Annotated in this window: 25 protein-coding genes; 18 read left to right on the top strand and 7 right to left on the bottom strand. The window is 66.7% G+C overall.

The annotated features are described in order from the left end of the window. Positions 1-36: 36 nt before the first annotated feature. On the top strand, positions 37-1,911 hold the full coding sequence (locus BKA24_RS02285; protein WP_184214662.1) for a DUF262 domain-containing protein: 1,875 nt from the start codon (positions 37-39) through the stop codon (positions 1,909-1,911). Here the strand turns inward: BKA24_RS02285 and BKA24_RS02290 are convergent. Genes BKA24_RS02290 through BKA24_RS02305 form a run of 4 tightly spaced genes read right to left on the bottom strand, consistent with a single transcriptional unit; the run spans position 1,903 to position 3,927 of the window. Further along, positions 1,903-2,700 carry a metallophosphoesterase gene (locus tag BKA24_RS02290; protein WP_184214664.1) on the bottom strand — a complete coding sequence of 266 codons (798 nt, stop codon included), beginning with the start codon at positions 2,698-2,700 and terminating at the stop codon, positions 1,903-1,905. The genes BKA24_RS02285 and BKA24_RS02290 overlap by 9 nt on opposite strands. Beyond that, the gene (locus BKA24_RS02295; RefSeq protein WP_184214666.1) at positions 2,693-3,097 is read right to left on the bottom strand and encodes a hypothetical protein; all 405 of its coding nucleotides are present in this window, start codon (positions 3,095-3,097) and stop codon (positions 2,693-2,695) included. Before BKA24_RS02295 ends, BKA24_RS02290 begins: the two co-directional genes overlap by 8 nt. Positions 3,098-3,125: 28 nt before the next feature. Further along, on the bottom strand, positions 3,126-3,521 hold the full coding sequence (locus tag BKA24_RS02300) for a hypothetical protein (protein ID WP_184214668.1): 396 nt from the start codon (positions 3,519-3,521) through the stop codon (positions 3,126-3,128). Between the two features lie 52 nt (positions 3,522-3,573). Next, positions 3,574-3,927 (bottom strand): MarR family transcriptional regulator, encoded by a 354-nt coding sequence (locus tag BKA24_RS02305; protein WP_184214670.1) that lies wholly within the window; start codon positions 3,925-3,927, stop codon positions 3,574-3,576. 165 nt (positions 3,928-4,092) lie between these two features. Between BKA24_RS02305 and BKA24_RS02310 the strand changes: the two genes are divergently transcribed. Genes BKA24_RS02310 through BKA24_RS02325 form a run of 4 tightly spaced genes read left to right on the top strand, consistent with a single transcriptional unit; the run spans position 4,093 to position 10,524 of the window. Further along, positions 4,093-4,902: a TnsA-like heteromeric transposase endonuclease subunit gene (locus tag BKA24_RS02310; RefSeq protein WP_221417265.1), complete on the top strand. Its 810-nt coding sequence runs from the start codon at positions 4,093-4,095 to the stop codon at positions 4,900-4,902. Next, a complete protein-coding gene (locus BKA24_RS02315; protein ID WP_184214672.1) occupies positions 4,899-7,016 on the top strand; it encodes a DDE-type integrase/transposase/recombinase in 2,118 nt (705 codons plus the stop codon). Before BKA24_RS02310 ends, BKA24_RS02315 begins: the two co-directional genes overlap by 4 nt. Beyond that, positions 7,013-8,134: an AAA family ATPase gene (locus BKA24_RS02320; RefSeq protein WP_184214674.1), complete on the top strand. Its 1,122-nt coding sequence runs from the start codon at positions 7,013-7,015 to the stop codon at positions 8,132-8,134. The genes BKA24_RS02315 and BKA24_RS02320 overlap by 4 nt, the downstream gene beginning before the upstream one ends. Continuing rightward, positions 8,131-10,524, top strand: a complete 2,394-nt coding sequence (locus tag BKA24_RS02325; RefSeq protein WP_184214676.1) for a TniQ family protein — start codon at positions 8,131-8,133, stop codon at positions 10,522-10,524. Before BKA24_RS02320 ends, BKA24_RS02325 begins: the two co-directional genes overlap by 4 nt. Here BKA24_RS02325 and BKA24_RS15850 read toward each other — a convergent pair. Next, a complete protein-coding gene (locus BKA24_RS15850; RefSeq protein ID WP_184214678.1) occupies positions 10,478-10,762 on the bottom strand; it encodes a helix-turn-helix domain-containing protein in 285 nt (94 codons plus the stop codon). The genes BKA24_RS02325 and BKA24_RS15850 overlap by 47 nt on opposite strands. Positions 10,763-10,906: 144 nt before the next feature. Here BKA24_RS15850 and BKA24_RS02335 point away from each other — a divergent pair, with 144 nt between their 5' ends. The 4 genes from BKA24_RS02335 (at position 10,907) to BKA24_RS02350 (ending at position 14,156) form a co-directional block, all read left to right on the top strand. Then, entirely contained in the window at positions 10,907-11,944 is a 1,038-nt protein-coding gene (locus tag BKA24_RS02335; RefSeq protein WP_184214680.1) for a hypothetical protein, read from the top strand. Positions 11,945-12,021: 77 nt separating this feature from the next. Beyond that, positions 12,022-12,828 (top strand): TIGR04255 family protein, encoded by an 807-nt coding sequence (locus BKA24_RS02340; protein WP_184214682.1) that lies wholly within the window; start codon positions 12,022-12,024, stop codon positions 12,826-12,828. 5 nt (positions 12,829-12,833) lie between these two features. After that, a complete protein-coding gene (locus BKA24_RS02345) occupies positions 12,834-13,469 on the top strand; it encodes a hypothetical protein (RefSeq protein WP_184214684.1) in 636 nt (211 codons plus the stop codon). 9 nt (positions 13,470-13,478) lie between these two features. Beyond that, positions 13,479-14,156, top strand: a complete 678-nt coding sequence (locus BKA24_RS02350) for a hypothetical protein (RefSeq protein WP_184214686.1) — start codon at positions 13,479-13,481, stop codon at positions 14,154-14,156. 131 nt (positions 14,157-14,287) lie between these two features. On the opposite strand, the gene BKA24_RS02355 is transcribed toward BKA24_RS02350, so the two are convergent. Next, positions 14,288-14,677: a barstar family protein gene (locus BKA24_RS02355; protein WP_184214688.1), complete on the bottom strand. Its 390-nt coding sequence runs from the start codon at positions 14,675-14,677 to the stop codon at positions 14,288-14,290. Between the two features lie 25 nt (positions 14,678-14,702). Here BKA24_RS02355 and BKA24_RS02360 point away from each other — a divergent pair, with 25 nt between their 5' ends. From BKA24_RS02360 to BKA24_RS02395, 9 genes are all read left to right on the top strand, one after another. Next, complete coding sequence (locus BKA24_RS02360) at positions 14,703-15,368, top strand: hypothetical protein (RefSeq protein ID WP_184214690.1); 666 nt, start codon at positions 14,703-14,705, stop codon at positions 15,366-15,368. Next, positions 15,365-15,739, top strand: a complete 375-nt coding sequence (locus BKA24_RS02365) for a DUF2256 and DUF3253 domain-containing protein (RefSeq protein ID WP_184214692.1) — start codon at positions 15,365-15,367, stop codon at positions 15,737-15,739. Before BKA24_RS02360 ends, BKA24_RS02365 begins: the two co-directional genes overlap by 4 nt. A 149-nt stretch (positions 15,740-15,888) precedes the next feature. Beyond that, positions 15,889-16,731 (top strand): SDR family oxidoreductase, encoded by an 843-nt coding sequence (locus BKA24_RS02370; RefSeq protein WP_184214694.1) that lies wholly within the window; start codon positions 15,889-15,891, stop codon positions 16,729-16,731. Further along, positions 16,728-17,441: a histidine phosphatase family protein gene (locus tag BKA24_RS02375; protein WP_184214696.1), complete on the top strand. Its 714-nt coding sequence runs from the start codon at positions 16,728-16,730 to the stop codon at positions 17,439-17,441. The genes BKA24_RS02370 and BKA24_RS02375 overlap by 4 nt, the downstream gene beginning before the upstream one ends. Further along, positions 17,425-18,282 (top strand): NAD(P)H-hydrate dehydratase, encoded by an 858-nt coding sequence (locus tag BKA24_RS02380; protein ID WP_184214698.1) that lies wholly within the window; start codon positions 17,425-17,427, stop codon positions 18,280-18,282. Before BKA24_RS02375 ends, BKA24_RS02380 begins: the two co-directional genes overlap by 17 nt. 64 nt (positions 18,283-18,346) lie before the next feature. Further along, positions 18,347-18,793, top strand: coding sequence for an MSMEG_6728 family protein (locus tag BKA24_RS02385; protein WP_184214700.1), 447 nt, complete (start codon positions 18,347-18,349; stop codon positions 18,791-18,793). Between the two features lie 237 nt (positions 18,794-19,030). Beyond that, positions 19,031-19,447, top strand: a complete 417-nt coding sequence (locus BKA24_RS15480; RefSeq protein WP_343065868.1) for an alpha/beta fold hydrolase — start codon at positions 19,031-19,033, stop codon at positions 19,445-19,447. A 42-nt stretch (positions 19,448-19,489) separates the two neighbouring features. After that, a complete protein-coding gene (locus BKA24_RS15485; protein WP_246366985.1) occupies positions 19,490-20,026 on the top strand; it encodes an alpha/beta fold hydrolase in 537 nt (178 codons plus the stop codon). Between the two features lie 84 nt (positions 20,027-20,110). Continuing rightward, positions 20,111-20,440: a DUF6804 family protein gene (locus tag BKA24_RS02395; RefSeq protein WP_343065869.1), complete on the top strand. Its 330-nt coding sequence runs from the start codon at positions 20,111-20,113 to the stop codon at positions 20,438-20,440. Here BKA24_RS02395 and BKA24_RS02400 read toward each other — a convergent pair. Then, positions 20,421-21,212 (bottom strand): EI24 domain-containing protein, encoded by a 792-nt coding sequence (locus BKA24_RS02400; RefSeq protein WP_184214704.1) that lies wholly within the window; start codon positions 21,210-21,212, stop codon positions 20,421-20,423. The genes BKA24_RS02395 and BKA24_RS02400 overlap by 20 nt on opposite strands. Positions 21,213-21,284 lie beyond the last annotated feature (72 nt).

Below are 21,284 nucleotides of genomic sequence, written 5' to 3' on the forward strand. Positions count from 1 at the left end.
ACATCGACGTTGTAAGGCAGCGAGGAGCGCACCGACTTGGACGCCAAGACCTACCCACTGCAGGAGATCCTCAAGCCCGAGCGCCGCTACGTGATCCCTACTTTCCAGAGGGACTACGAGTGGACACGGAAGGGTCAGTGGGAGTTGCTCTTTGATGACCTTGCCACCACGGCCGACCGGCTCATCGATGTCCGGACGAGTGGAGAGGAAGGCTCGAAGCTCAAGTCGAAAGAGCAGTCGATTTCTCCACACTTCCTGGGCGCGATCGTGTGCGCGAGCCTTCCTTTCGCGACGGGGGGCGTTGCGCTGCGATCAGTCATTGACGGCCAGCAGCGGCTCACGACCATACAGCTGCTCGTCCGCGGCCTCCTCGATGTGCTGAACGAGACTGGCAGCGAGCGTGCGAAGTCCGTCAGGCGGATGCTCTTCAACCCTGACGATGTCGTCGAGGCGCCCGACGAGATCTACAAGCTGTGGCCACGGCGCAAGGATCGAGAGGTCTGGCCTTCCGCAATGGGGGATCTCGAAACCGACGCTAAAACGGACCACCTCTATCTGGAGGCGAGGCGGTATTTCGCCGAGGCGTCGAGAGAGTACGCCCTCGTCGAGGATGAGGTGGACCCGACTCGGTTGGCCGCTTTGGCAGACGCAGTGTCGAGCCTGTTCAAACTGGTTGTCATTGATCTCGACGAGAACGACGATGCCCAGGTGATCTTCGAGGTCCTCAACGGCAGGCAGACTCCGTTGTCTGCGATCGACCTGGTCAAGAACCTTCTCTTCCTACGCGCTGAACTCGATGAAGAGGACGTCGAGTCGCTATACAACGCGTACTGGGCACAGTTTGACGACAAGTGGTGGAAGGAGAATGTGGGGCGAGGCCACGCTGCGCGGGGACGTCGCGATGTACTGCTCTCCGTTTGGCTTACGGCCGCGCTCGGCGAGGAGGCCAACGTCGGGCACCTCTACCGAGAGGCAAGGACGTATCTCAACGACGGCCCGTCGACAGAGCAGGCTCTCGAGGAGTTGAACGCCTTCGCGGAGGCGTACCAAACCATCTACGAGAGGCTGCCGGCGCCCTCTCGGCGCCTCACCGTGGCATATCGAAGGCTCCGCGCGCTCGACATCACCACTGCGGTTCCGCTCCTGACGTGGCTCGCGACATTGGACGACTCACAGCTGAGTCTGGACGACCATGTGCGGACCGTTCTGGCCATCGAGTCGTGGGCGCTTCGTCGCGCCTTCGTCGGCTGGCAGACCCGCGGCTACGGCTCACTGCTGGCCAAGGTGCTGAAGGAGGCGAAGACTGCGCTGAGCGAGGGCCGCCCGATCGCAGACGAAGTTGAAGGAGCGCTCCAAGTAGGCGCGCTCGCCTGGCCGACCGACGACGACGTGCGCCGCGCGTTCGGGGGTCGACAGTTCTACAACGGGATGTCGCAGGCTCGCATCCGCCTGCTCCTCGGGTCGATCGACCAGCATCTTCGGGACGAGGACCCCCACGAGCCCGACGCAATCGTTGAGTACGACAACCTCCAGATCGAACACGTCATGCCTCGCTCGTGGGCAGCGCACTGGCCACTGCTAGCCGAGGACGCCACGCCCATCGTGGCGGATGAGTCCGATCCAGATTGGGTGGTCAGGAGCCGTGAGCGAAGTTCGGCGGTCGACCGCATCGGCAATCTCACCCTGGTCACAGGGACCTTCAATAACGAGGTGTCGAATCTGTCTTGGGACATCAAGCGCCCAGAGTTCCAGAAGCAGCGAAGCCTTGTGATCAACTACGCGATCGCCGCGTCAGACGCCTGGACTGAGAGCGAGATCGCGTCCAGATCGACGGACCTGGCTGAGGTTGCGATCCGCATTTGGGGACCACCACCAGCAGCAGTGCCCGAGCCAGCGTCGCCGTTAGCTTGAGCGCCGTTCTGGCGAGGTCTGCGATTTGAGCGCCTCGAGCAGCTCTTCGAGGTGCATGTGGAGCACGTCGTAGGCCTGCATGTAGAACATGTGGTCCATGGCAGGCCACGGTGTGTCGTCGAGGTCGGCGAGGACCCCTCGAGCCTCGCGGATCGCTGTCTGCAGCCGAGTCTCGATTCCGGGCAGGCTCTGGATCCAGGCGTCGATGACGCTGAACGGGATCGGGGCGAAGTCGTGCGCGTCGACGCCCACGTGGAACTGATGCCCGTTCGGGCCATAGTCCCGCGCGTGGGTGTGCCCGTGGATGAGCGGGATGCCGTCGTCCCAGCGTGGGCGATGCGACGTGTGTCGATCCTGTTCCTGGCTGTCGCCGGCGTAGGGGTAGTGCGAGGCGATGATCCGGTACCCGCGGCGGGTGCCCTCGATGACCTCCGGAAGGATCTCCCAGCCCGCCGCTTCGTACTTGGGCAGGAATCGCTCGATCGCCCGTTTCGACTGTGTCGCGGGCGAGACACGATCGTGGTTCCCGGGCACGAGCAGCCTGCGCCCGTTGAGCCGAGCGGTGAGCCCGATCGATTCCTCGATCGGGCCGAGCGCCACATCGCCCAGATGAAGCACCACGCTGCCGGGCGGAACCTCGTCGTTCCATCGGCGGATGAGATCCTCATCCATCTCCTCGACCGTGGCGAACGGTCGACCGGCGAGTTCGCTGATGCGGGCGTGGCTGAAGTGCGTGTCGGAGGTGACGAAGTCGACTTGATCGAAGTCGAAAGTCGGATAGTCAAGCACCGCGAACCTCGTCGTCGCCGTTCATGTCGAAGGCGCGCAGCAGGAGCCGTTCCACGTCGCTCACCGGCTCAGGAGGAAGATCCTTCATCTCGTCGCGGAGCCGATCCAGCGCCTGTTCGAGGAGCGGGCGGTTTTGGTCGCGCCATGCGCGGATCCCAGAATCGCGCAGGAGGCCGGACTCTGCGCTCCCCTCGTAGCCGAGCAGCAGCTCGGTGTCGATAACCGACGCCATGACACGGGCATCGACGTTGGGCGACGAGCGCAGGCTCGACAGGTGGGTGACGGCATCCGAGCCAGTCACGTCGATGCGGTAGCGCTGGATGTCGCCGAACTCGGTCGCCTCGGTCTCGATATGGGAGACCGTGATGGTGCGACCGCCAATGATGAGCTCTCGCACGTGTCCTCCTCGATCCGAACTGGCCAATCTACTCGGACTCGGTTCGGTTCGCCTCGGCCACAACGTCGACGCGTCCTGGCCGGACGATGTCGTCGTATCCGGGGACGAACGCTATCGTTCCGAGCCGGGTCCAGTAGCTGATGAGCCATCGCTGGAGCAGGTCGCGTTGTTCGTGGCGTTCGAAGAGTGTCCGTCCGGGATCCTCGATCGCGGCATCCCAATCGTCGATCTCGAAGACCGCCTCGATGAGTTCGGCGCACGTGGGTCCGTTGCCACGTTCGTCCCACCAGGCCACCGTGAGCATGCCGGCGCGATTGGCAGTCGAGGTTCCGCCGGGCTCATCGATCGTCCCAAGGAGGGCGCCGAGGTACGGGTCCTCAGCCGCAGTCGCGAATGCCTCGTAGCGGTCCTCGGCAACGCTCATAGAGGAAGGATGCCATACCGATTAGGCATTCGAGGGCCTTCGTGAGTGTCTACTAGCGATGCGCCGTGGTTGCTTCCCACTGGATGGTGAAAGTTCCGGCTGCGCGTGCGTCTGCCTCTGCTTCAAGCCGTAGTGCGTAGTCCCATGTCGGGTGCACTGCGCGCTGATAGATCCTGATCCGCTCGGGGGTGACCTCATCCGTTCGCCGGACAAGCCCCAACTGCTTTAGGCGCTTCAGCAGGGCGTGGATCGTGCTGGTCGACAGTCCAGTGGCATTCGCCACGGACGGAGTAGAGAACTTCCCGTCGGAGGAACGCGCGATCTCAGCCATGAGCGCGAGCATGTGGTTGCTGCCAAAGGCAAGCTTCGAGAGCTCCTCGCTCTGTTCGCTCGGCACGGTCTCCACCGCCTCATTTTCGCATGAGGCGCTCAACGCAGCAGGAGCATCGCAGGACGGCATCCAACGGCGTGGCGCATGTTGTGTATCTGACGCCCCCAAGCGTAAATGTCACATTCACTACTCGCCTCCTCCGCCGTGCGAGAAGCCTCGAACACGAGTACCTCGGCACGCGTGTCGAAGCTGCGGATCGTCGGTGATGTCCGTACGTTAACGACTCAAGAGTTAGGACTCTATGTTCGTGATTTTTGGGAGATGGACATGTCAGCGTCCTCGTCGCGTTACACGCTGAGATTTGATCGGGATGACCTCGAACGGGGCGAGCTCTCGGACCTGGACGCCCCCCATGTCTTCGAGGCCGAGCCTCGGCGGACGTTCCGCTGGCATCGGGGACAGCGCCACTACCCAGGGCGCTACTGGTCCGCAACGACGGAGGGCTTCGTCGGATACGAAAGCCGCCTCGAACTCGCGGCGCTGCTCCTCGAGGACTTCGACCACCGAGCCGTTCGGATCGCCTCGCAGCCGTTCGAGCTGATCGCTGACCGCGACGGCGTCGAGCGAAGCTACGTGCCCGACTACATGATCGAGCACAACGACCACCGATTCACGGTGATCGAGGTCAAGCCCAACCGCCGGCTGGAGGACCCGGAGATCGAGGGCGCTCTCAGGTGGGCAGGCGACATCATCCAGTCGCGTGGCTGGGCATATCGAATCGTCACCGAACCCGACCCGGCACTCCTTTCCAACATTCGGTTCCTGGCGGGCTACAGGCGTCTCTGGCAGTTCCCTCAGCGAGACGTCGACCTGGTCGAGGCGGCCACTCGCGAAGCACCCACACTCGGCGCGGCTCTGCGGAATGCGGGCGCAGCCTTGGGCGACATTCCCTATGCGCGAGCGGTCGTGCTCCACCTGCTCTGGCGCCACTCGATTCTCTGCGACCTCACATCCGTCCTTGCCAACCACACCCAATTGGAGATGCCATGAGCCATAGCTTCGACATTCGAGTCGGCAGCACCGTCTCGTATGACGGCTGCCTCTGCACCGTCATCGAGATCGCCGGCGACGCCGTCGTGCTCGTCGACGGCGCCAAGAGAACCCGACGGGTTCGACTCGTCGAACTCCTTCGCGACGCGACCGACGCATTCGGACTGCCGTCGGAGGAGGCCGCACTCACACCGCTCGCGCTGATCTGGGCGGACGCGACGGAGGCGCAACGCGATGAGGCGCGAAGGAAGGCGGCGCATATTCGCGAGATGCGCACCGGCTTCGCGTCGGGGCTGCCGACACTCGCTCAGCCGAACGAGCCTCGACCGGAGTACAACCCGAAGCTCACAACCATCCACGAGCGTCGCCGCACCAAGGCTGCAGAGCTCGGAGTCAGTCCGAAGACGTTGAAGCGCTGGGACGATCGATTCGACGAAGGCGAAGATCTCGCGCTGCTCGACTTCCGGAAGACGTCCTGGACGCCGGCCCTCTCCGGCCTAGATCCGCGCTGGGTCGACATGTGCCGCCGTGTCGTTGAGGAGAACGTGCGCGGCGCCAAGCGCAGTGTTACGACCACGCTTGCGATCGTGCTGGCAAGAGTCAACCGGGAGTACCCGGATGCCGACGTGCGGATCCCATCCGAGTCCACCGCTCGCGATGCGGTCGCCGAGCTCACCCGGGGCAAGGGGACGTTCGGCGCGAGCATGCGCGCGCAGCGGTCCATCGACACGCGGCCGCCAGTGCCATACGGGCGGTTGGTCGCGACAAGACCCGGTGAGTACGTCGTCCTCGACACCACACCCCTCAACGTCTTCGGCGTCGCGCCGGTCACCGGCAAGTGGATGCGCGCCGAGTTGACCGTCGCCCTCGACCTCTACGACCGGTCGATCCTCGGGCTTCGCCTTGCACCTGTCTCGACCAAGGCGGTGGATGTCGCGGGAGTGCTGATGGAGGCGCTCATGCCCCGCGAGATGCCGGCGGAGTGGGGCGACCGAGCGACCTGGCCGTTCCACGGCGTACCCGAGAACATCGTCATCGATGTCGAGAACCTCAAGGCGCTGCGGTTCCGGCGTCCCGGCATCCTTCCCGACACGATCATCATCGATCACGGTAAGCCGTTCATGTCGATCCACGTGGCGAGCGTGTGCCAGCGACTCGGGATCTCCATCCAGCCCGCGCACGTCTATACCGGCACCGACAAGGCGTGGGTGGAACGGTGGTTCCGCACCATCAACGAGGTGCTGCAAGAGCTACCCGGCTACAAGGGCTCAGACATCGCCTCGAGGGGTGAGGCGCCCGAGGTGGAAGCCGTCTACACGATCCCGCAACTGGAGCAGATCCTCCGAGAGTGGATCGCGACGATCTACCACGTGCGCCCACACGACGGACTTGTCGACTCGCAGCTGCCAGCGGCCAAGATGAGCCCCGCTCAGAAGTTCGAGCAGGGGATCGCGGTGGCCGGCCGCATCCGTGTGCCGTCAAACCCGAACCTGCTCCTCGAGATGCTCCCCGTCGTGAAGCGCAAGTTCAACCACTATGGCGTCGAGGTCGGCACCCTCCGATACAACGGTGACATCGTCGGGAAGTACTACGACCGATCGCGGGCGATGGCGAAGAGCAAGCGGAAGTGGCAGTTCTCGGTGAACCCCGACGACTTCTCGCAGATCTACTTCAACGACCCGGACGACAACTCCTGGCACGTGCTGCGCTGGGAGCACGCGCCGAAGGTCCCGGTGCCGTTCAGCTTTGACGCCCTCGAGTACGCCAAGGGCATAGCTCTCGACCGTCGCAACGGTGTGAATGTGTCCGAAGTGCTCGGTGAACTCCTCGAACGGTGGGGTGCAGGCCGTGCGAGCACGCCCGCCGAGAAGCGCATCAGCGCGCGACTTGCCGCCCAGCTCGCTGAGACCGCGGACGGCCCGGACAGCCCGTTCTTCCCGCACATCGCCAAGCAGATCGCGCAGCAGATGGCTGGACCGGATCTGAGCGAGGAGCTGGGCATGGTCTCGCTCTCACCACCACCGGCGAGCGAAAACGACGATCCTCTCGCCCTCACCGCTGACGAGCTCATCGAAGAGGACCTCGATGACATCGACCTTCTGGAGGACCTGTGATCCTTCCGCTTGAGCGCGACGAACTTCTCTCTCGCTGGGAGGGGTGGCGGGACTTCGCCGAAGCGCCAGCCCTTGAGCAGCCCGAGCGGCTGTCGGTGAAGCAGATCGAGGAGCTCAGCGAGGACGCGCGTGTCGTCTACGACTACCACCGCGAGCGATACCACGCGAACTTCCTGGTGAAGACTCCGCAGGTCGTGAGGTTGAACGGACGCCTCTGGGACCTGCTCGATGCGAACCAACAGGGCCCGTCACGGGTGAAGGGCGCCGCCGTCATCGACTCGCCACCCGGACTGGGCAAGACCACCGCAGTCGACGCGTTCGGGCGGGCGTTTCACCAACGGCAGATCCTGCGGCACGGGCGTGACTTCGACGACGGGCAGACGCTCCACATCCCCGTCTGCAGGGTCGCGTTTTCCGGGAACACGACGACGCGTGCGTTGAACGAGTCCATCCTGAACTTCTACAACCATCCTTCCGCCGACGCCTCGAGGAGCCGATACCTGCGCAACCGAAACCTGGCTGCGCTGGCAGCCGAGTCGGTCCGCCGTCACGGCACACGGTTGATCATCGTCGATGACGTGCACTTCCTGAAGATCCACACCGACGAGGGAGTCGCGCTGGCCAACGAGCTGAAGTGGCTCGCCAACGAGTACCCGGCGACCTTCCTATTCACGGGCGTCAACATGAGCAGCACAGGGCTGCTCAGCGAAAGCAAGACCGACAAGAAACTCGCGATGTCGCAGATCGCGAGACGTTGGACACGCCTGACTCTCCCGCCATTCGCGCACCCAGTCGGTGAGCACCGAAAGACCTGGATGACCTTGCTGGGCGCGATCGACTCGCGCCTCGTTCTCGCCAACGCGCGACCGCACATGCTCCGCGAGCAAGCGGACTACCTCTACGAACGCTCAACCGGAATGATCGGCTCGCTCTTCAAACTGATCACCCTCGGCGCCGTGCACGCCATGCGTGACGGCACTGAGGAACTGACCCGTGCGGTGCTGGACGAGATCGACATCGACGTGGCGGCCGAGGATGCGCGCGAGGCCGTTGCAATGGAGCTCGAGGAGAAGAAGCTCGCGGCCGCCAAACGGAGCAAGCCTCGGTCCGTCGCATGAGCCTCCGACGCCTGCTCCACGTCACGATGCCGCTCCCAGACGAACCCTTCGATTCCTGGGTCGAGTTCATGGCCCACAGCTACGGGGCTACTGTCGGCGAGATGGCTCGAGCGCTGGGGCTCAGCGACAGCGAGGGGGTGCCCGCCGCGGCATCTCAATCTTCACGGGCCTGGTCCACCGCGCTGGAGCCCCAGCACCTCCGCAATCTCGAGCTGACGACCGGCCGGTCGGGCGACGAGTTCCGTGCGATGACCCGCACCACATTCGCCGCGAACGCCATCCGCCTCACACCTCAGGGACGCATCAGCGCGTCCTGCCCCGCCACGGGAGTTGCCGCCCGCTACTGCCCCGAGTGCCTCGCCGACTCGGGAGGCCGCTGGCGCCTTTCCTGGCAGTTCCCGTTCGGGTTCGCCTGCCCACGCCACAAGCGACTCCTCGTCGACAGGTGCCCGGGATGCGGCCAGCCGCCGCGGCTCCTGGCGCATCCCCTCACGCTCGTTCCGGAACCCGGGCACTGCCACAACAGGCCGCCGACCGAATCGCCAGCGTTCGGCGCGCGCTGCGGCGCCGACCTCACCTCGAGCGAGGAGTTCGTGGCGGCAGAACCCGAGACTCGCGAAGCGCAACGTGCGATCTTGAGGGTCATCGCCACCGGCGTCGGCGAGTTCGGCATCTACGCCGGCGGTCCCCCGAGCACCGTCCAGGTGCTGTCCGACATGCTGCTGCTGTCGCGCGCGGGGCGACAGGCGCTCGTCGACGGAGAGCACTTCGAGTGGATGCCTGCGGGTCAGGCTGACGTGAGCCCGATCGCGTCTCACAAGCGCACCGGCAAGATAGATCTGCGGCCCAGCGCTGCCCGAGAAGTCGCTCTCGGCAACACTCTCGCCTTCGTGGCGTTGCAGTCAGGTGACCGGATCACTGACCTGCTGCGCGGACGCGTCAGCGTCCACACCGCGCTCGACCACTACTCCCCGCCACTACGCGATCACGTGAGCCGTGCGCTCGGTCGCGCGAGGCGCCCCACTGCGACCCTTCAGGCGGTGACGACGTCGGTGGTGGATCCGGCCGCGCGAGCCGCAAAGCTCCCCGCCGTCCTGTGGTCCGAATGGACCTCACGCCTCGCACCGCGGCGTCTGGATGCCGAGATCGCCGGCGGTGCGCTGGCGGCAGCCGTGGTCTTCGTTGGCACCCGCCTCACTCACGGCTCGGCCATCAAGCTACTCGATTCCGCAGCTCAGGGACGCCAGGTCAGCCACGTCATGCGATCGCTCGGACGCAACGCACCGGAGGCCGACACCATCCGCGCGATCGCTCGCCTGGCTGCGCTCCTCGATGAGACCTCGACCCCGATCGACTTCGCCCGCCGGCGGGTCATCGACTACTCCGGCATCCTGCCCCGCGACGAGTGGCACGAGATCTGCCGGACGGCGAACGTCCTGGCCGGCGGGGATCGGCGCTGGCAGACCGCCCGTGCGCATCTCTACGCCCTGCTCAGCGGCAATCGCGTGGCGCGGGCGCCCTTCGCTCAAGAGGCGAGCTTTCCCGCATTCACCGAAGTTCGCTCGTTCCGCGACGGATTGCCGGAGGTCGTGTCCCGTGCGCTCAACGACTCGGCGACCGCGTTCCTTAAGGCACGGCACATCGATGAGCCCGTGGAATGGATGCCGCACCTCAATCTCGCCGGTTTCGTCGCTGATGTCCCCGCGTCGGGTGGAAGCGAGTGGCCGCAAGCTCGCCCCGCCCGGGCCGTGGTGAAGCCGACCCGCGCAGTCGCGGCGTACTCCGCGGGACGGTCGGTGCGAGAGATCGCCTTCGAACACGGAGTCGCTCGTCAGACCGTCAGCCGCGTGCTCGAGGACGCCGGCGTCGAGACTCGCATCGGTCGGCGGAGAGTTGCCATCGATGTGGATTGGTTGCGGCGGCGGTACGTCGACGAGCGCCACACCATCCCCGAGATCGCCGCCGAAGTCGGCGTGACGATGACCACGATCAACCGCCATCTCGAGGCCGCTGGGATCCCGCGCCGAGCCCGCGGCAGCGCGAGCCGAGCGACCGCGATACGGGTTGACCCACGCGCCGGGGACTCGCCGCTACTGCGCCGAATCCTCGTGGGACAGGACGCCACACAGCGCGCCGAACGATTCCTCATCGTCGCCCGCCACGCCACCATGACAGCTGCTGCGACCGAGCTCGGAGTGACACTCAGCATCCTCGCGAACCAGATGAGGCGCATCGGGGTGGATGCTGGTGGCCCGCTGATCCAGCGCGCGTTCCGAGGTCAGCCGCTCGCCCTCACCGAGCTCGGCTTGGAAGTACGCCACGCGTTGTCGCGTGCCTTCGAGATCAGCGAAGGCGAAGATCCGGCGCCTCCGGCGGGAGGATCTCAGTGAGCTCGACGCCCAGCGCCTGCGACATCGCGAGGAGAGTGCGGATCGTCGGGTTTGCCGGCGTGCCCGGCTTCGACTCGCCCTTCTCGTACTTCTGGTACGTGTAGCGGGTCAGACCGGACCGGTAAGCGACGTCTTCCTGGCTGAGACCGCGCTCGTGGCGGAGCCGTTGAAGGTTCGTGGCGAGCTGGCCGGCGTAGGCGCTCCAGGCCGCATCCTCGGGTCTGGTCCGCTTCGCCACCGATCTAGCGTTCCCGCGAACCGGCGTCGGTATGGCCTAATTTGTATGGCATTCGAGTGGGCGGAATCTCGTTGTCGGCGCGGTCGTGCCCCACGCTACGATCGGGTAGCCGATGTCGCGCTGGGGCGACAACGCTCTATGGGGATGGAGACGCCGATGGCGGGGTGGGGATTCGGGCGCGAACGCGCGCTTCAGCGGAGCTTCGAGCAAGCGCACCGGGCGGGTGGCCAGGCATTGCAAGAAGGACGGCTTCCGCAGGCGGAGTCCTACTTTGACGAAGCCGTGCTGGCCACGCAGGAGCTCGTGGGACTTCGGATGAACGATCTTGAAGTGCGCCGGTGGGTCGCCACGAGCCTCGCGAATCAGGCGGAGGTCCTTCGGCGGATGGGCGCGAATCCTGAGACGGAAGAACCTCTGATTCAGGCGTCGACGTGGTTCCGATCCATCGCTGAGGCCACGCCGGATAGTGCGGAGGCGAAGATACCGTTGGCGATGACGCTACTTCAGCTCGCGAAGACCTACCGCGGGCAGGAGCATTACATCGACTTCACCCGTAGTCCGATGCTGACGGTGGACGCCATGCGCGCATACCGGCTCGAGAAGCTACAAGCTGGCACCTGGGGTGGGTCCATGGCGGGTTCGTACTCACCAGAGTGGCGGGAACGTGGCGAGGATCCACTGCTGGAAGCGATCCCGCTATTCGGCGAACTCTCAATGCTCGATGCGGGTCAGTTCGCGCCTCTCTATGCCCTCGCGTTGAACCTTCTTGGTGACTTGTATGTCAACTCGGAGCGAGCGCGCGAAGCTGTCGCGCCACTCCAAGAGGCAGAGTCGGTATACCAGCAGCTCGTCGCCAGAGGCGACTCGCGCCATCTCGAACTTCTCGCAGATACCCGATCGCTGCTCAGCCAGGCGCAGGCAGGGGCCGGGATGCCCGCTGATCGCGTGGGTGCGCTCGAGGAGCTCATCCCTCACTTGAGGGCGCAGGCCCATGTCAGCGCTGAGGAGTGGCGCACGGGAGTGACGATGTCGAAGGCCAACGCCCGAGATGCGCACCGTCAGGCGCTCGAGGAGCTCGCCGACTTGTACAAGGCTCAGGGACGGGAGGCGGAGAGCCGAGCCATTTGGGACGGTGACCTCGGAGTGATGATGGTCGAGTCCCTGCCCATCCGGAGAGGATAATCGAGCTCACGGGGGTGCGTTTTTTGGTGCGTGAATCGGTATCATTTTCGGTGTGCACGTCCTATAGTTGACTAACTATGGACTACCCGCGCAGGGAAGTTTTCCCCTCCTCTCCGCTGGCGCTAGTGGCCGCTGAGGTGCGTTTCAACGACTCCGCTCGGCTACGTCAGCAAACGACCGTTGACGCGATCGCGATCGCGCTTGAACACGCCTTCCCGGTTCAAGATCAGTTCCACCAGGCAGAGGTACAGGTTCACCTGGGTGCTGGCCCGAAGGTCTCGCAGACTTCGGGTCGAACATTCAAGAACTCTTCGAGCACCGCGATCGTGACCCTCTCGGCCGGACGACTCAGTCTTGAGACCACCGCCTACTCACACTTTGCCGAGTTCCGTGAGCTGATGCTGCTGTGTTGTCGTGCGGTGGTGGGGGCCGGTGTGACGCCAGCGCTACAGAGGGTTGGCCTCCGCTATATTGACGAGATCCGAGTCCCTGATGACGCGGTTCGTGACGCTCGACGATGGGATCGATGGATCGATCCGCGCCTTGTCGGCCACTTGACCATTGGCCCTCAGACGGCCCAGGTCCAGCAAGCCGAAGGGGTCGTGACGTACAGGCTCGCTGAAGGAAGCGGGCTCAACGTTCGCTTCGCTTCGTTGCCGCGCGGCGCAGTAGTCTCGCCGGCCGCATTGGTGCGGCACGCGTTCGATGCCAATCAGCCCCTGTTCGTCCTTGACTTCGACGGATACCGAGAATTTGTGGGCCCAGATGCCACACTCATGTCAGAGGAAGTCATCGCGAGAACCCTCGATGCGGTCCACGCGCCCACCGGGGAAGCCTTTCAGGCATCGATTACCGAAGAAGCCCGTCAGCTATTCAGAAAGTAGTGGTCATGACTCCGACACTCGAACTGACCACCGCGACCGCCGTTGAGAACCCTGGCGAAAGCCCGCTGACCGTCTCGGGCACTCGCGCTCTCTCCATCGATGCGTCGTGGCTTCGAACGCGAACAGAGCTCTTGAGCGACGACGTGCGAGGTCTGCACGAGCGTACTCGTGCCATCGACCTGGATGACCGTGCCTACGCCAAAGCAACCAACGCCAGCGTTGGTGATCTCTTGGATGAACTCACTTCATCGCGGGGGATGTCGTGGTCGGATGTGGCCGCTGCAGCGGGGGTCAGCGTCTCCGCAGTGCGGAAGTGGCGCAAGGGAGGAACCGCGACGGCTGAGAATCGCAACAGCCTGGGGAGGATCGCAGCTCTGCTGGATCTGTTGGACGATTGCGCGGTGGCCGATCCCGCGCAATGGATGGAGATTCGGCTTCCCCTTCCCGTGGGCTACGCAGTCCGCCCGCTCGACCTGTATGCGGCGGGCCATCCAGCGGCCGTCATCGAGCTTGCGGAGCATCGTCACGATGCCGACAAAGTTCTGGATCACTATGTGCCGGGGTGGCGTGACGAGCGAAGCGACTACGAAGTCGTTGTTGGCGCTGACGGCGAGCGGATGATTCGTCAGCGGAGTTTGTGACGCGCCTGAATGGACTCGATCGACGCGGACGACCTCTACGAGGAGAGAGGTGCCGTCAGCTATGCCCGGCCTCTGCTTCAAGGCGACGTCTTCGCAGATGTGCAGGTTCCCGGGTTGTCGGAGGCGCCGCTCACCGTGCAGATCGTTACGCACCCCTGCAGCATGCGTCGCGGCACGGACCTGAATGACCGAATCCAGGTCGTTCCTGTCGAGGCGTACCAGCGTGTCAACGACTGGGCTGGGCACGTGAGAGTGATGCCACTACCGGATCTGCACGAAGACGGTTGCCATCACGCAGCCAAGTTCGTGGATCTTTCGGCCGCTGCTGCCGGAGAGTTGAGTGTCGACAAGCGCATAGCCTCGCTCTCCCAGCGGGGCATCCTCGTGTTGCAGCAGCGCCTCGTCATGCACAGCACACGTGTCGAAATGCCCGTGGCAGTATTCCGGGAGCAGTCGGCTCCGGTGCTGGCGGAGGCCGAGATGCAGGAGATCTGGACCGAGATTGTGCTCGGCGATGGTGTTGACGACCTCGCCGAGGTCGTTGTAGCCGGTCAGCAGTTCCAGGATTGGTTGGACGAGTCGGGCCGGCGTCGGCGAAACGACTTGAAGTCGGAAGCGAACCACGCGAGCCTGCGTCGCGCAGTGCGCGAGGAGGCGACGCGGCGTAGGTCGGCCCGCGACGCGTAGCCAATGATTGGGTGCGCTCGATGGACACTTCGGATAACCGACTAGTCCTCAAGACGTGGACATTTCGATGCGCGGAGCCGCTGGACTGCGGCCACTCCGTGGACATCTCTGAGCGATTCCTACACCGAGCGTCACCTCAGCACCAACGTCACCTCCGGGTGGTCGGCGAAGACATCGAGGATCAGCTCGAAGTAGGTGCGGCCGGTGCCGTTCTCGAGGGCGGCGAGCTGCTCCCGGAGCGGATCGGCCGCGAACACGTCCGGCCGATCCAGCTTCGCGCGGAGCCAGTCCGCCGTCGTCTCGACCCCGAGAGCCGCACGGCTGTGCTCGGAGTCGACCCATTCGAAGACGACCGCGTCGTCTCCGACGAGCGCACCGATGCCGCCGTAGAGCAGGTCGTCGAGCGCATCGAGGCTCCCCCCGAGCGTCCAGTCCTCCTCCGACATGACGAGCCGGTTCAGCTCCGCGTAGAACGACGGGATGTCGGTGACCCGCGAGCCCTCGATGACGTAGGTGGCCATGTCGCGATGATGTCATGATCGACCCATGACGACGGTCGAGGGGGACGCGCCGAAGGATGGGCCTACGGGGCAGCGCATTCGCCGCGTGCGAATCGTGGTGATCGCGTTGCTTACGCTCGCGGTGCTGACCGTCGCCGTGTGGCAGACCGTTGCGCATCTCACGCTCGGGTCGGTGCGCATCGCCGTCGACTCGGCGCCGGTGCGGTGTGAAGGGACGGAAGTGGACCTCTATCCAGGGTTCACGGACGACCCTCTCCAGGAGGATGTGCAGCGTCCCCTCGTCGTACTCGAAGACGGTATGCGTTGCAGCATCCGCTTCTTCGTCGTCAACGACGGGTGGACGGATGCCGAGACGGTCGCGGCCGGCCTGCCGATGCTCGCGGAGGACATGGCATGGCCGCTCAGCGCTGTGATGGTGAACCCGAACGGGCAGACGCGGCTTCCGGACAACGAGTCCGCTGCCGAGTTCTTGGTGGAGGGACTCTCGGTCCCTCCGGGCGAGAGACTCGAACTCACCGCGATCGTCGACTACGACCCGAGCAGGGCCCAGAACGTGTCGCGGTGTTCGCGGTTCAGCGGCGCGCCGATCTACGTGCGCGTCACGGTGTTCGGCGTCACCCGCGACGTCCAGGCAGCACCCGAAACGCCCGTCTGGTACGGCCCCGGCGACGCCGCGGAGTGCGACGGATGACGCGCGAACGTCCGTCGAAGGTCTGCGCCTCGTGCGGCCGCCGTTTCGAATGGCGCGCGAAGTGGCAGCGGAACTGGGACGACGTCCGATACTGCTCCGACGGATGCCGCCGGCGCGGCATCCGCCCCGTCGATGAGCAGCTAACGCGCAGCATCCTCGACCTGCTCGCCGACCGCGCGGCCGGTGCGACGATCTGCCCGTCGGAGGCGGCACGAGCCGTCGGCGGCGAGAACTGGCGCGACCTCATGGAACCCGCGCGCCGCGCAGCGCGTCGACTCGTCGACGCCGGTGAGGTCGAGATCACTCAGCGCGGCACCGTCGTCGACCCGTCGACCGCGAAGGGGCCGATCCGCATCCGTCGCGCACGCTGACGTAGCCCGGATCGACGGCCGCCCCGCGCTCGCGTTACGCGCGTCGGGCGGCTGGCGCAACCCCCGCGCGGTGCGAGGCCGACCTCCGGAGACTGGGCCGCAGTGCGGCGGCGTTCCGCCGCGCGGCATCCTGAGAGAAAGGACGACCCATGGCACATCCCCCGGCACAGCAGCAGGACGTTCCCGGCACCGATCGGATCATGGAGCCGCGGCCCGACTACGGCGAGGACACATACCGCGGCCACGGCAGGCTCGAGGGGAAGGTCGCGCTCATCACCGGCGGCGACAGTGGCATCGGCAAGGCGGTCGCCCTCGCGTACGCACGCGAAGGCGCTGACATCGCGATCAGTTATCTCGATGAGCATGAGGATGCCGCGGACGCGAAGCGGCTCGTCGAGAGTGCGGGGCGACGGGCGATCCTCCTGCCAGGAGATCTCTCCGATCCCCAGCGATGCCGTGACGTGGTCGCGCAGACGGTGTCCGAGCTCGGCCGCCTCGACGTCCTGATCAGCAACGCGGCCTATCAGATGACCCGCGACTCGCTCGAGGAGATCTCGGACGACGAGTGGGACTTCACGTGGGCGACGAACGTCGACGCGTACTTCCACCTCGTGAAGGCGGCCGTGCCCCACCTCCAGCCCGGCGCCTCGATCATCGCGACGTCGTCGATCCAGGCCGACCAGCCCTCGCCCGCACTCATGCCCTACGCGGCCACCAAGGCGGCGATGGCGAGCATGACCGCGTCGCTCGCGCAGATGCTCGGCGAACGCGGCATCCGTGTGAATGCCGTTGCACCGGGCCCGATCTGGACGCCGCTCATCCCGTCCACGATGCCGCCCGAGAAGGTCGACGGATTCGGTTCCGACGTTCCCCTCGGTCGCGTCGGCCAGCCGGCGGAACTCGCGCCGACATACGTCCTGCTCGCCTCGGAGGACTCCAGTTACATCACGGGCGCCGTCATTCCCGTCACGGGAGGGAAGCCGCTGCTGTGACCGGCGATCTCTGGCTCGTCCGCCACGGCGAGAGTGCGGCGAACATCCTCGCGACGCGCGCCGAACGGGAAGGGCTCGAGTCGATCGCGGTCGACGAGCGCGACGCCGACGTGACGCTCTCGGATGACGGGCGCGCGCAGGCGCACGCGCTCGGCGCCTGGCTGGCGGACACCGAGCTCGGTGCGATCTGGACCTCTCCCTACGAGCGCGCGCGGCAGACATTCGCGCTCGCGGCCGAGGCCGCCGGGGAAGATCGTCCGGCGCGCGCCGATGAGCGACTGCGCGATCGCGAGCTCGGCATCCTCGATGGCCTCACTCGCCACGGTGTCGCGGCGCGGCATCCCGAAGAGGCGGAAAGACGGCAGCGCCTGGGGAAGTACTACCACCGGCCTCCCGGCGGGGAGTCGTGGGCGGACGTTTCACTCCGGCTTCGGTCGTTCCTCCACGACCTTCCGGAGTCGGATGCCGCGACGCTGATCGTCGCTCACGACGCGGTCATCATGCTGCTGACGGCGATCCTCCTCGACTGGGACGAGGCGACGCTGCTCGACTTCGCCGCCGACCACACGGTGCTCAACTGCTCGGTGACCCACCTGCGTCGCGGGGAGAACGGCTGGTCGGTGGTCGTCTTCTCGGATGTCGCGCACCTGGAGCGCGCCGGAGCCCCCATCACCGTTCACCCGGGGAATCCCGATGTCGAACCGGAGTGAGAAAGTCGGTCCCCGCCGGCTGCGCCGCTGGGGTATCCCCGATCCAGGCGACTCGAAGAAGAGCCGGGGCCGCGTGATCGTGGTGGGAGGTTCTCGGCGCTCGCCGGGTGCCGTCCTGCTTGCGGGCGAGGCCGCGCTTCGCGTCGGCGCGGGACGACTCGGGGTGGTGGTGCCGCAGTCGATCGATGCGCAGGTGGGGATCGCACTTCCGGAGGCGGCTGTGTTCGCTCTGCCGGACCGCGCCGACGACCCGCTCGCCGAGGCCGTCGCGGACGAAGTGGCGGGGGCAGACGCGGTCCTCGTCGGACCGGGCTTCGACGACCCGGACCAGACCCGCGCGACGCTTCTCGCCGTCGCTCCACACGTCAGCGGATGCCTCGTCCTCGACGCGTTCGCGCTCGGAGTTCTCGGAGACATCGCCCGCGATGAGCTGCCGGAGCGTCTCGTGCTCACGCCGAATCGCGAGGAGGCATCGCTGCTGCTCGGACGTGATCTGCGCACGGATCGAGCCCGTCGCACGCGCGACGATCTCGCGGAGGTCGCGCGGGAGTACCGTGCCGTCGTCTCCTGCTATGGCGACGTGGTCGCGCCGGACGGGCGACGCTGGCACGTCGATGCGGGTGGACCGGGACTCGGCACCGCCGGGTCGGGGGATGTGCTCGCCGGTGCGGTGACGGGCTTCGCGGCCCGCGAGCACGACTCCGGCCGCGCGACGGTCTGGGCGACCTGGGCGCACGCCACGACCGGCGACCGGCTGACTGACCGCCACGGGCTCGGGTTCCTCGCCCGCGACCTCGCGTCGGAGCTCGCCTTGACGTTGGCGCCGCTGCACGCGCACTGACTCGGCAGGCGAGGGGCCCGTCAAGGGGATGCCGCGGGTGCCGACGATCGTGTGGACTCGGGGCATGCAGACGTTCGTGCCCTACGCCGACTTCGCCCGGAGCGCCGCCGTGCTCGACGACAAGCGGCTCGGCAAGCAACGGGTCGAGACGCTGCAGGTGATGCGGGCGCTGACGATCCCCGACTACGGCTGGCGGCACCATCCGGCGGTGGCGATGTGGCGCGGCTACCGACCGGCGTTGATGGTCTACCAGGACGCGTTCGTCGACGAGTGGGTGCGCCGCGGCTTCGCCGACACGACCCGGGCCTCCACGCTCGCGACGCTCGACGAGGTGGCATCCGATGGCGCGGCGTACCGGTCGGGCACCGTCGACCTCCCGCCGTGGTTCGGACGCGAGGACGTCCACCGGTCCCACCGCTCGAACCTCCTCCGCAAGGACGCCGACCACTATCGTGCCCAGGGCTTCACGGAGCCGGACGACCTGCCGTACGTCTGGCCGGGTGCCGCATGACCGACGCCGAGGTGCGCGGACCCGTGCTCGCCCGCCGTTAGGCCCGGCCACCGTGCACAACGGCGGAGACGCGGGACCTCGGACGGCGTGTCGATGCCGGACCGCGGCGTGTCGCACGAAGGGCTCCGACGTTGTGCACGCGGGATGCCGCGGGGCGGACGCTGCGCGGCTGCGGCGGGGCGTTCCGGGCGGGGGTGTCCGTCCTCGCGGCGCGACACGACCTGGCATCCTGGAGCCGTGCCCGCCTCCGCCGATGCCCCCGATGTCGATGTCGAGCACGTCGGCAGCGGCAACCGCCGCACGCGGGTGACGCGGGTCGAGACGTCGGCGGGCGACGGCGGGCGCCCCTTCGTGCTCGTGGCGGGCGTCGGCGTCGCCGCGACCTATTTCGAATTCCTCGCGCCTTCGCTGGCCGAGCGAGGCGCCGTGTATGCGCTCGACCTTCCCGGGTTCGCCGGGATGCCGCGCCCCGGCGACCAGCCCACGGCGCAGTTCTTCGCCGATCGGGTCGAGGAGGTGCTCAACCACTACGGCCTCGACGACCCCGTCATCATCGGTCACTCCATGGGCACCCAGGTCGTCACCGAAGTGCTGGTTCGGCGGCCGCAGCTGCGTCACGCCGTGCTCGTGAGCCCCGTCGTGAACGACCCGTAGTCCACGCTGCCGATCGTCGCGGTCCGGTTCGCGCAGTCGGCCATGCGCGAGACGCTCCACCTCGCGATGACGGCCCTCTCGGCGTATGTCCTCTGCGGAGTCGTCTATTTCGTGCAGGTGCTGCCCCGCATGCTGCGCTACCGCCTCGTCGAGCGGATGCCGCACGTCGACGCGTCGCTCCTCCTCATCCGGGGGGAGTTCGACGCGACGTCGCCGCGCCGGTTCCATTCGCGCCTCGTCGCGGTGGCACGGCACGCCCGCCGGTGGGAGATCCGGGGCGCGTCGCACTCGATCATCAACGCGCACGCCGTGGGAGCGGCCGACCTCATCGTCCGGCACGCGGACGACGCGCTCGGTCAGCGGGGTCGAGTCCCGGCCGAGCAGGCCGCCGTGCCGCCCCCGCCGCATGCCGGCATCGGCGTCGTCGTGAGCGCCCTCCGCGAGCGGTTCAGCGAATGGTTCAGCGCTCTGCGCGGCGACGAGGCGGGCGTCGAACGGGCCAAAGAACGTCACGCCCGCATCCTGTGGCGCGCCTACAGTCGATCGGGGAGCGACCCGCGCCGGGGTCAGAAGCCCTGAATCCGAGGGAGGCGGGCTCTTTTCGGGGATGGGGCGCGGATGCGCGAGAGTGGACTGCGTGGGGTCGTCGATCGGAGTGATGTCGTGAGTCGTGAACAGCCGGTGCTCTATCAGCGCAACGCGCTGGCCCCCAGTCTGCTCGCCGCGGCGGTGCTGTTCGTGGCGCCGGCATTGCTGGAGAGCGACTGGTTCCTGACGGTGCGGTTCGTCACGGCCATCTTCGCCCTGATCGTCGGCTGGTTCGCGGTGCAGGCGCGCCATTGGTGGTGGGTGCCCGTCTTCGCGGCCATCGCGGTGCTCTGGAACCCGGTCTTCCCGTTCGCGTTCGAAGGAGGCATCTGGCTCGGCGCTCAGTTCGCCGCCGCCGTGGCCTTCCTCGCCGCCGGCGCGACGATCAAGGTTCGCCGGGACTGACGGCCCTCCCCCGCGCCGGTGTGTCGAGCAGGGTTCGCGCGAGCCGCGTCGAACCCGCCACCGCGGCCGGCATCGCGAAGACCGCGCCCAGCGGCACCAGGAAGCAGAGCTGCGTCGCCACCCCGAATCCGAGGAACCGCGCGCGGTGCGCCCTGCGCAGCCGACGCCGCGCCGCGGCATCCCACCCGCGTGCCGTCAACGACCGCGACGTCAGCTCGTCGGCGAGGAGCCAACCCGTCAGGAACGCGGCGGTGACGGCGCCGAGCAGTCCCCCCACAACCGGGATCAGTCCGATCACCGCGGCGGTCAGCGCAGCGAGCAGGCCACGCAGCACGAGGCCCAGCGCGTCGCCCACCGACCGCCAGAAGCCGTACTCCGACTCGGGCGCCGGGTCGCCGAGGTCGCGCTCGACTGCCCGCCAGATCTTCTCGTAGAACGGGTCGCCGACGAGAAGGGTGAGCGCGGTGAACGAGACGACCGCCAGGACGACCGCGCCGCCGAGGAGAGCGACGCCGATGGCGATGCGGACGACGGATGCCGCGAACTCGCTCCACCCTGCGGCGAACGGCGTGAGCGCGTCGACGATGTCGGTCAGGCACACCGCGAGCGTGACGATCCCCGCGAGGAGGACGAGGCCGACAATCCCCGCCGGGATCAGCCCGAGCGCCATCGCGCGGGGAAGGGTCCGCCAGTAGCCAAACCCCCGGGCGAGGTCCCCGACCCCGCGGAAGAACGACCCGACGGGTCCGGAGGGAGGGGCGCTGCCGGTCATGCAGCCATCCTGCCGCGTTCCGCCGGAGGACGCGCATACACAGGATGAATCAGAAGGGCAGGCGAAACGCCA

It is taken from the genome of Microbacterium marinum, from assembly GCF_014204835.1.
Lineage (GTDB): Bacteria > Actinomycetota > Actinomycetes > Actinomycetales > Microbacteriaceae > Microbacterium > Microbacterium marinum.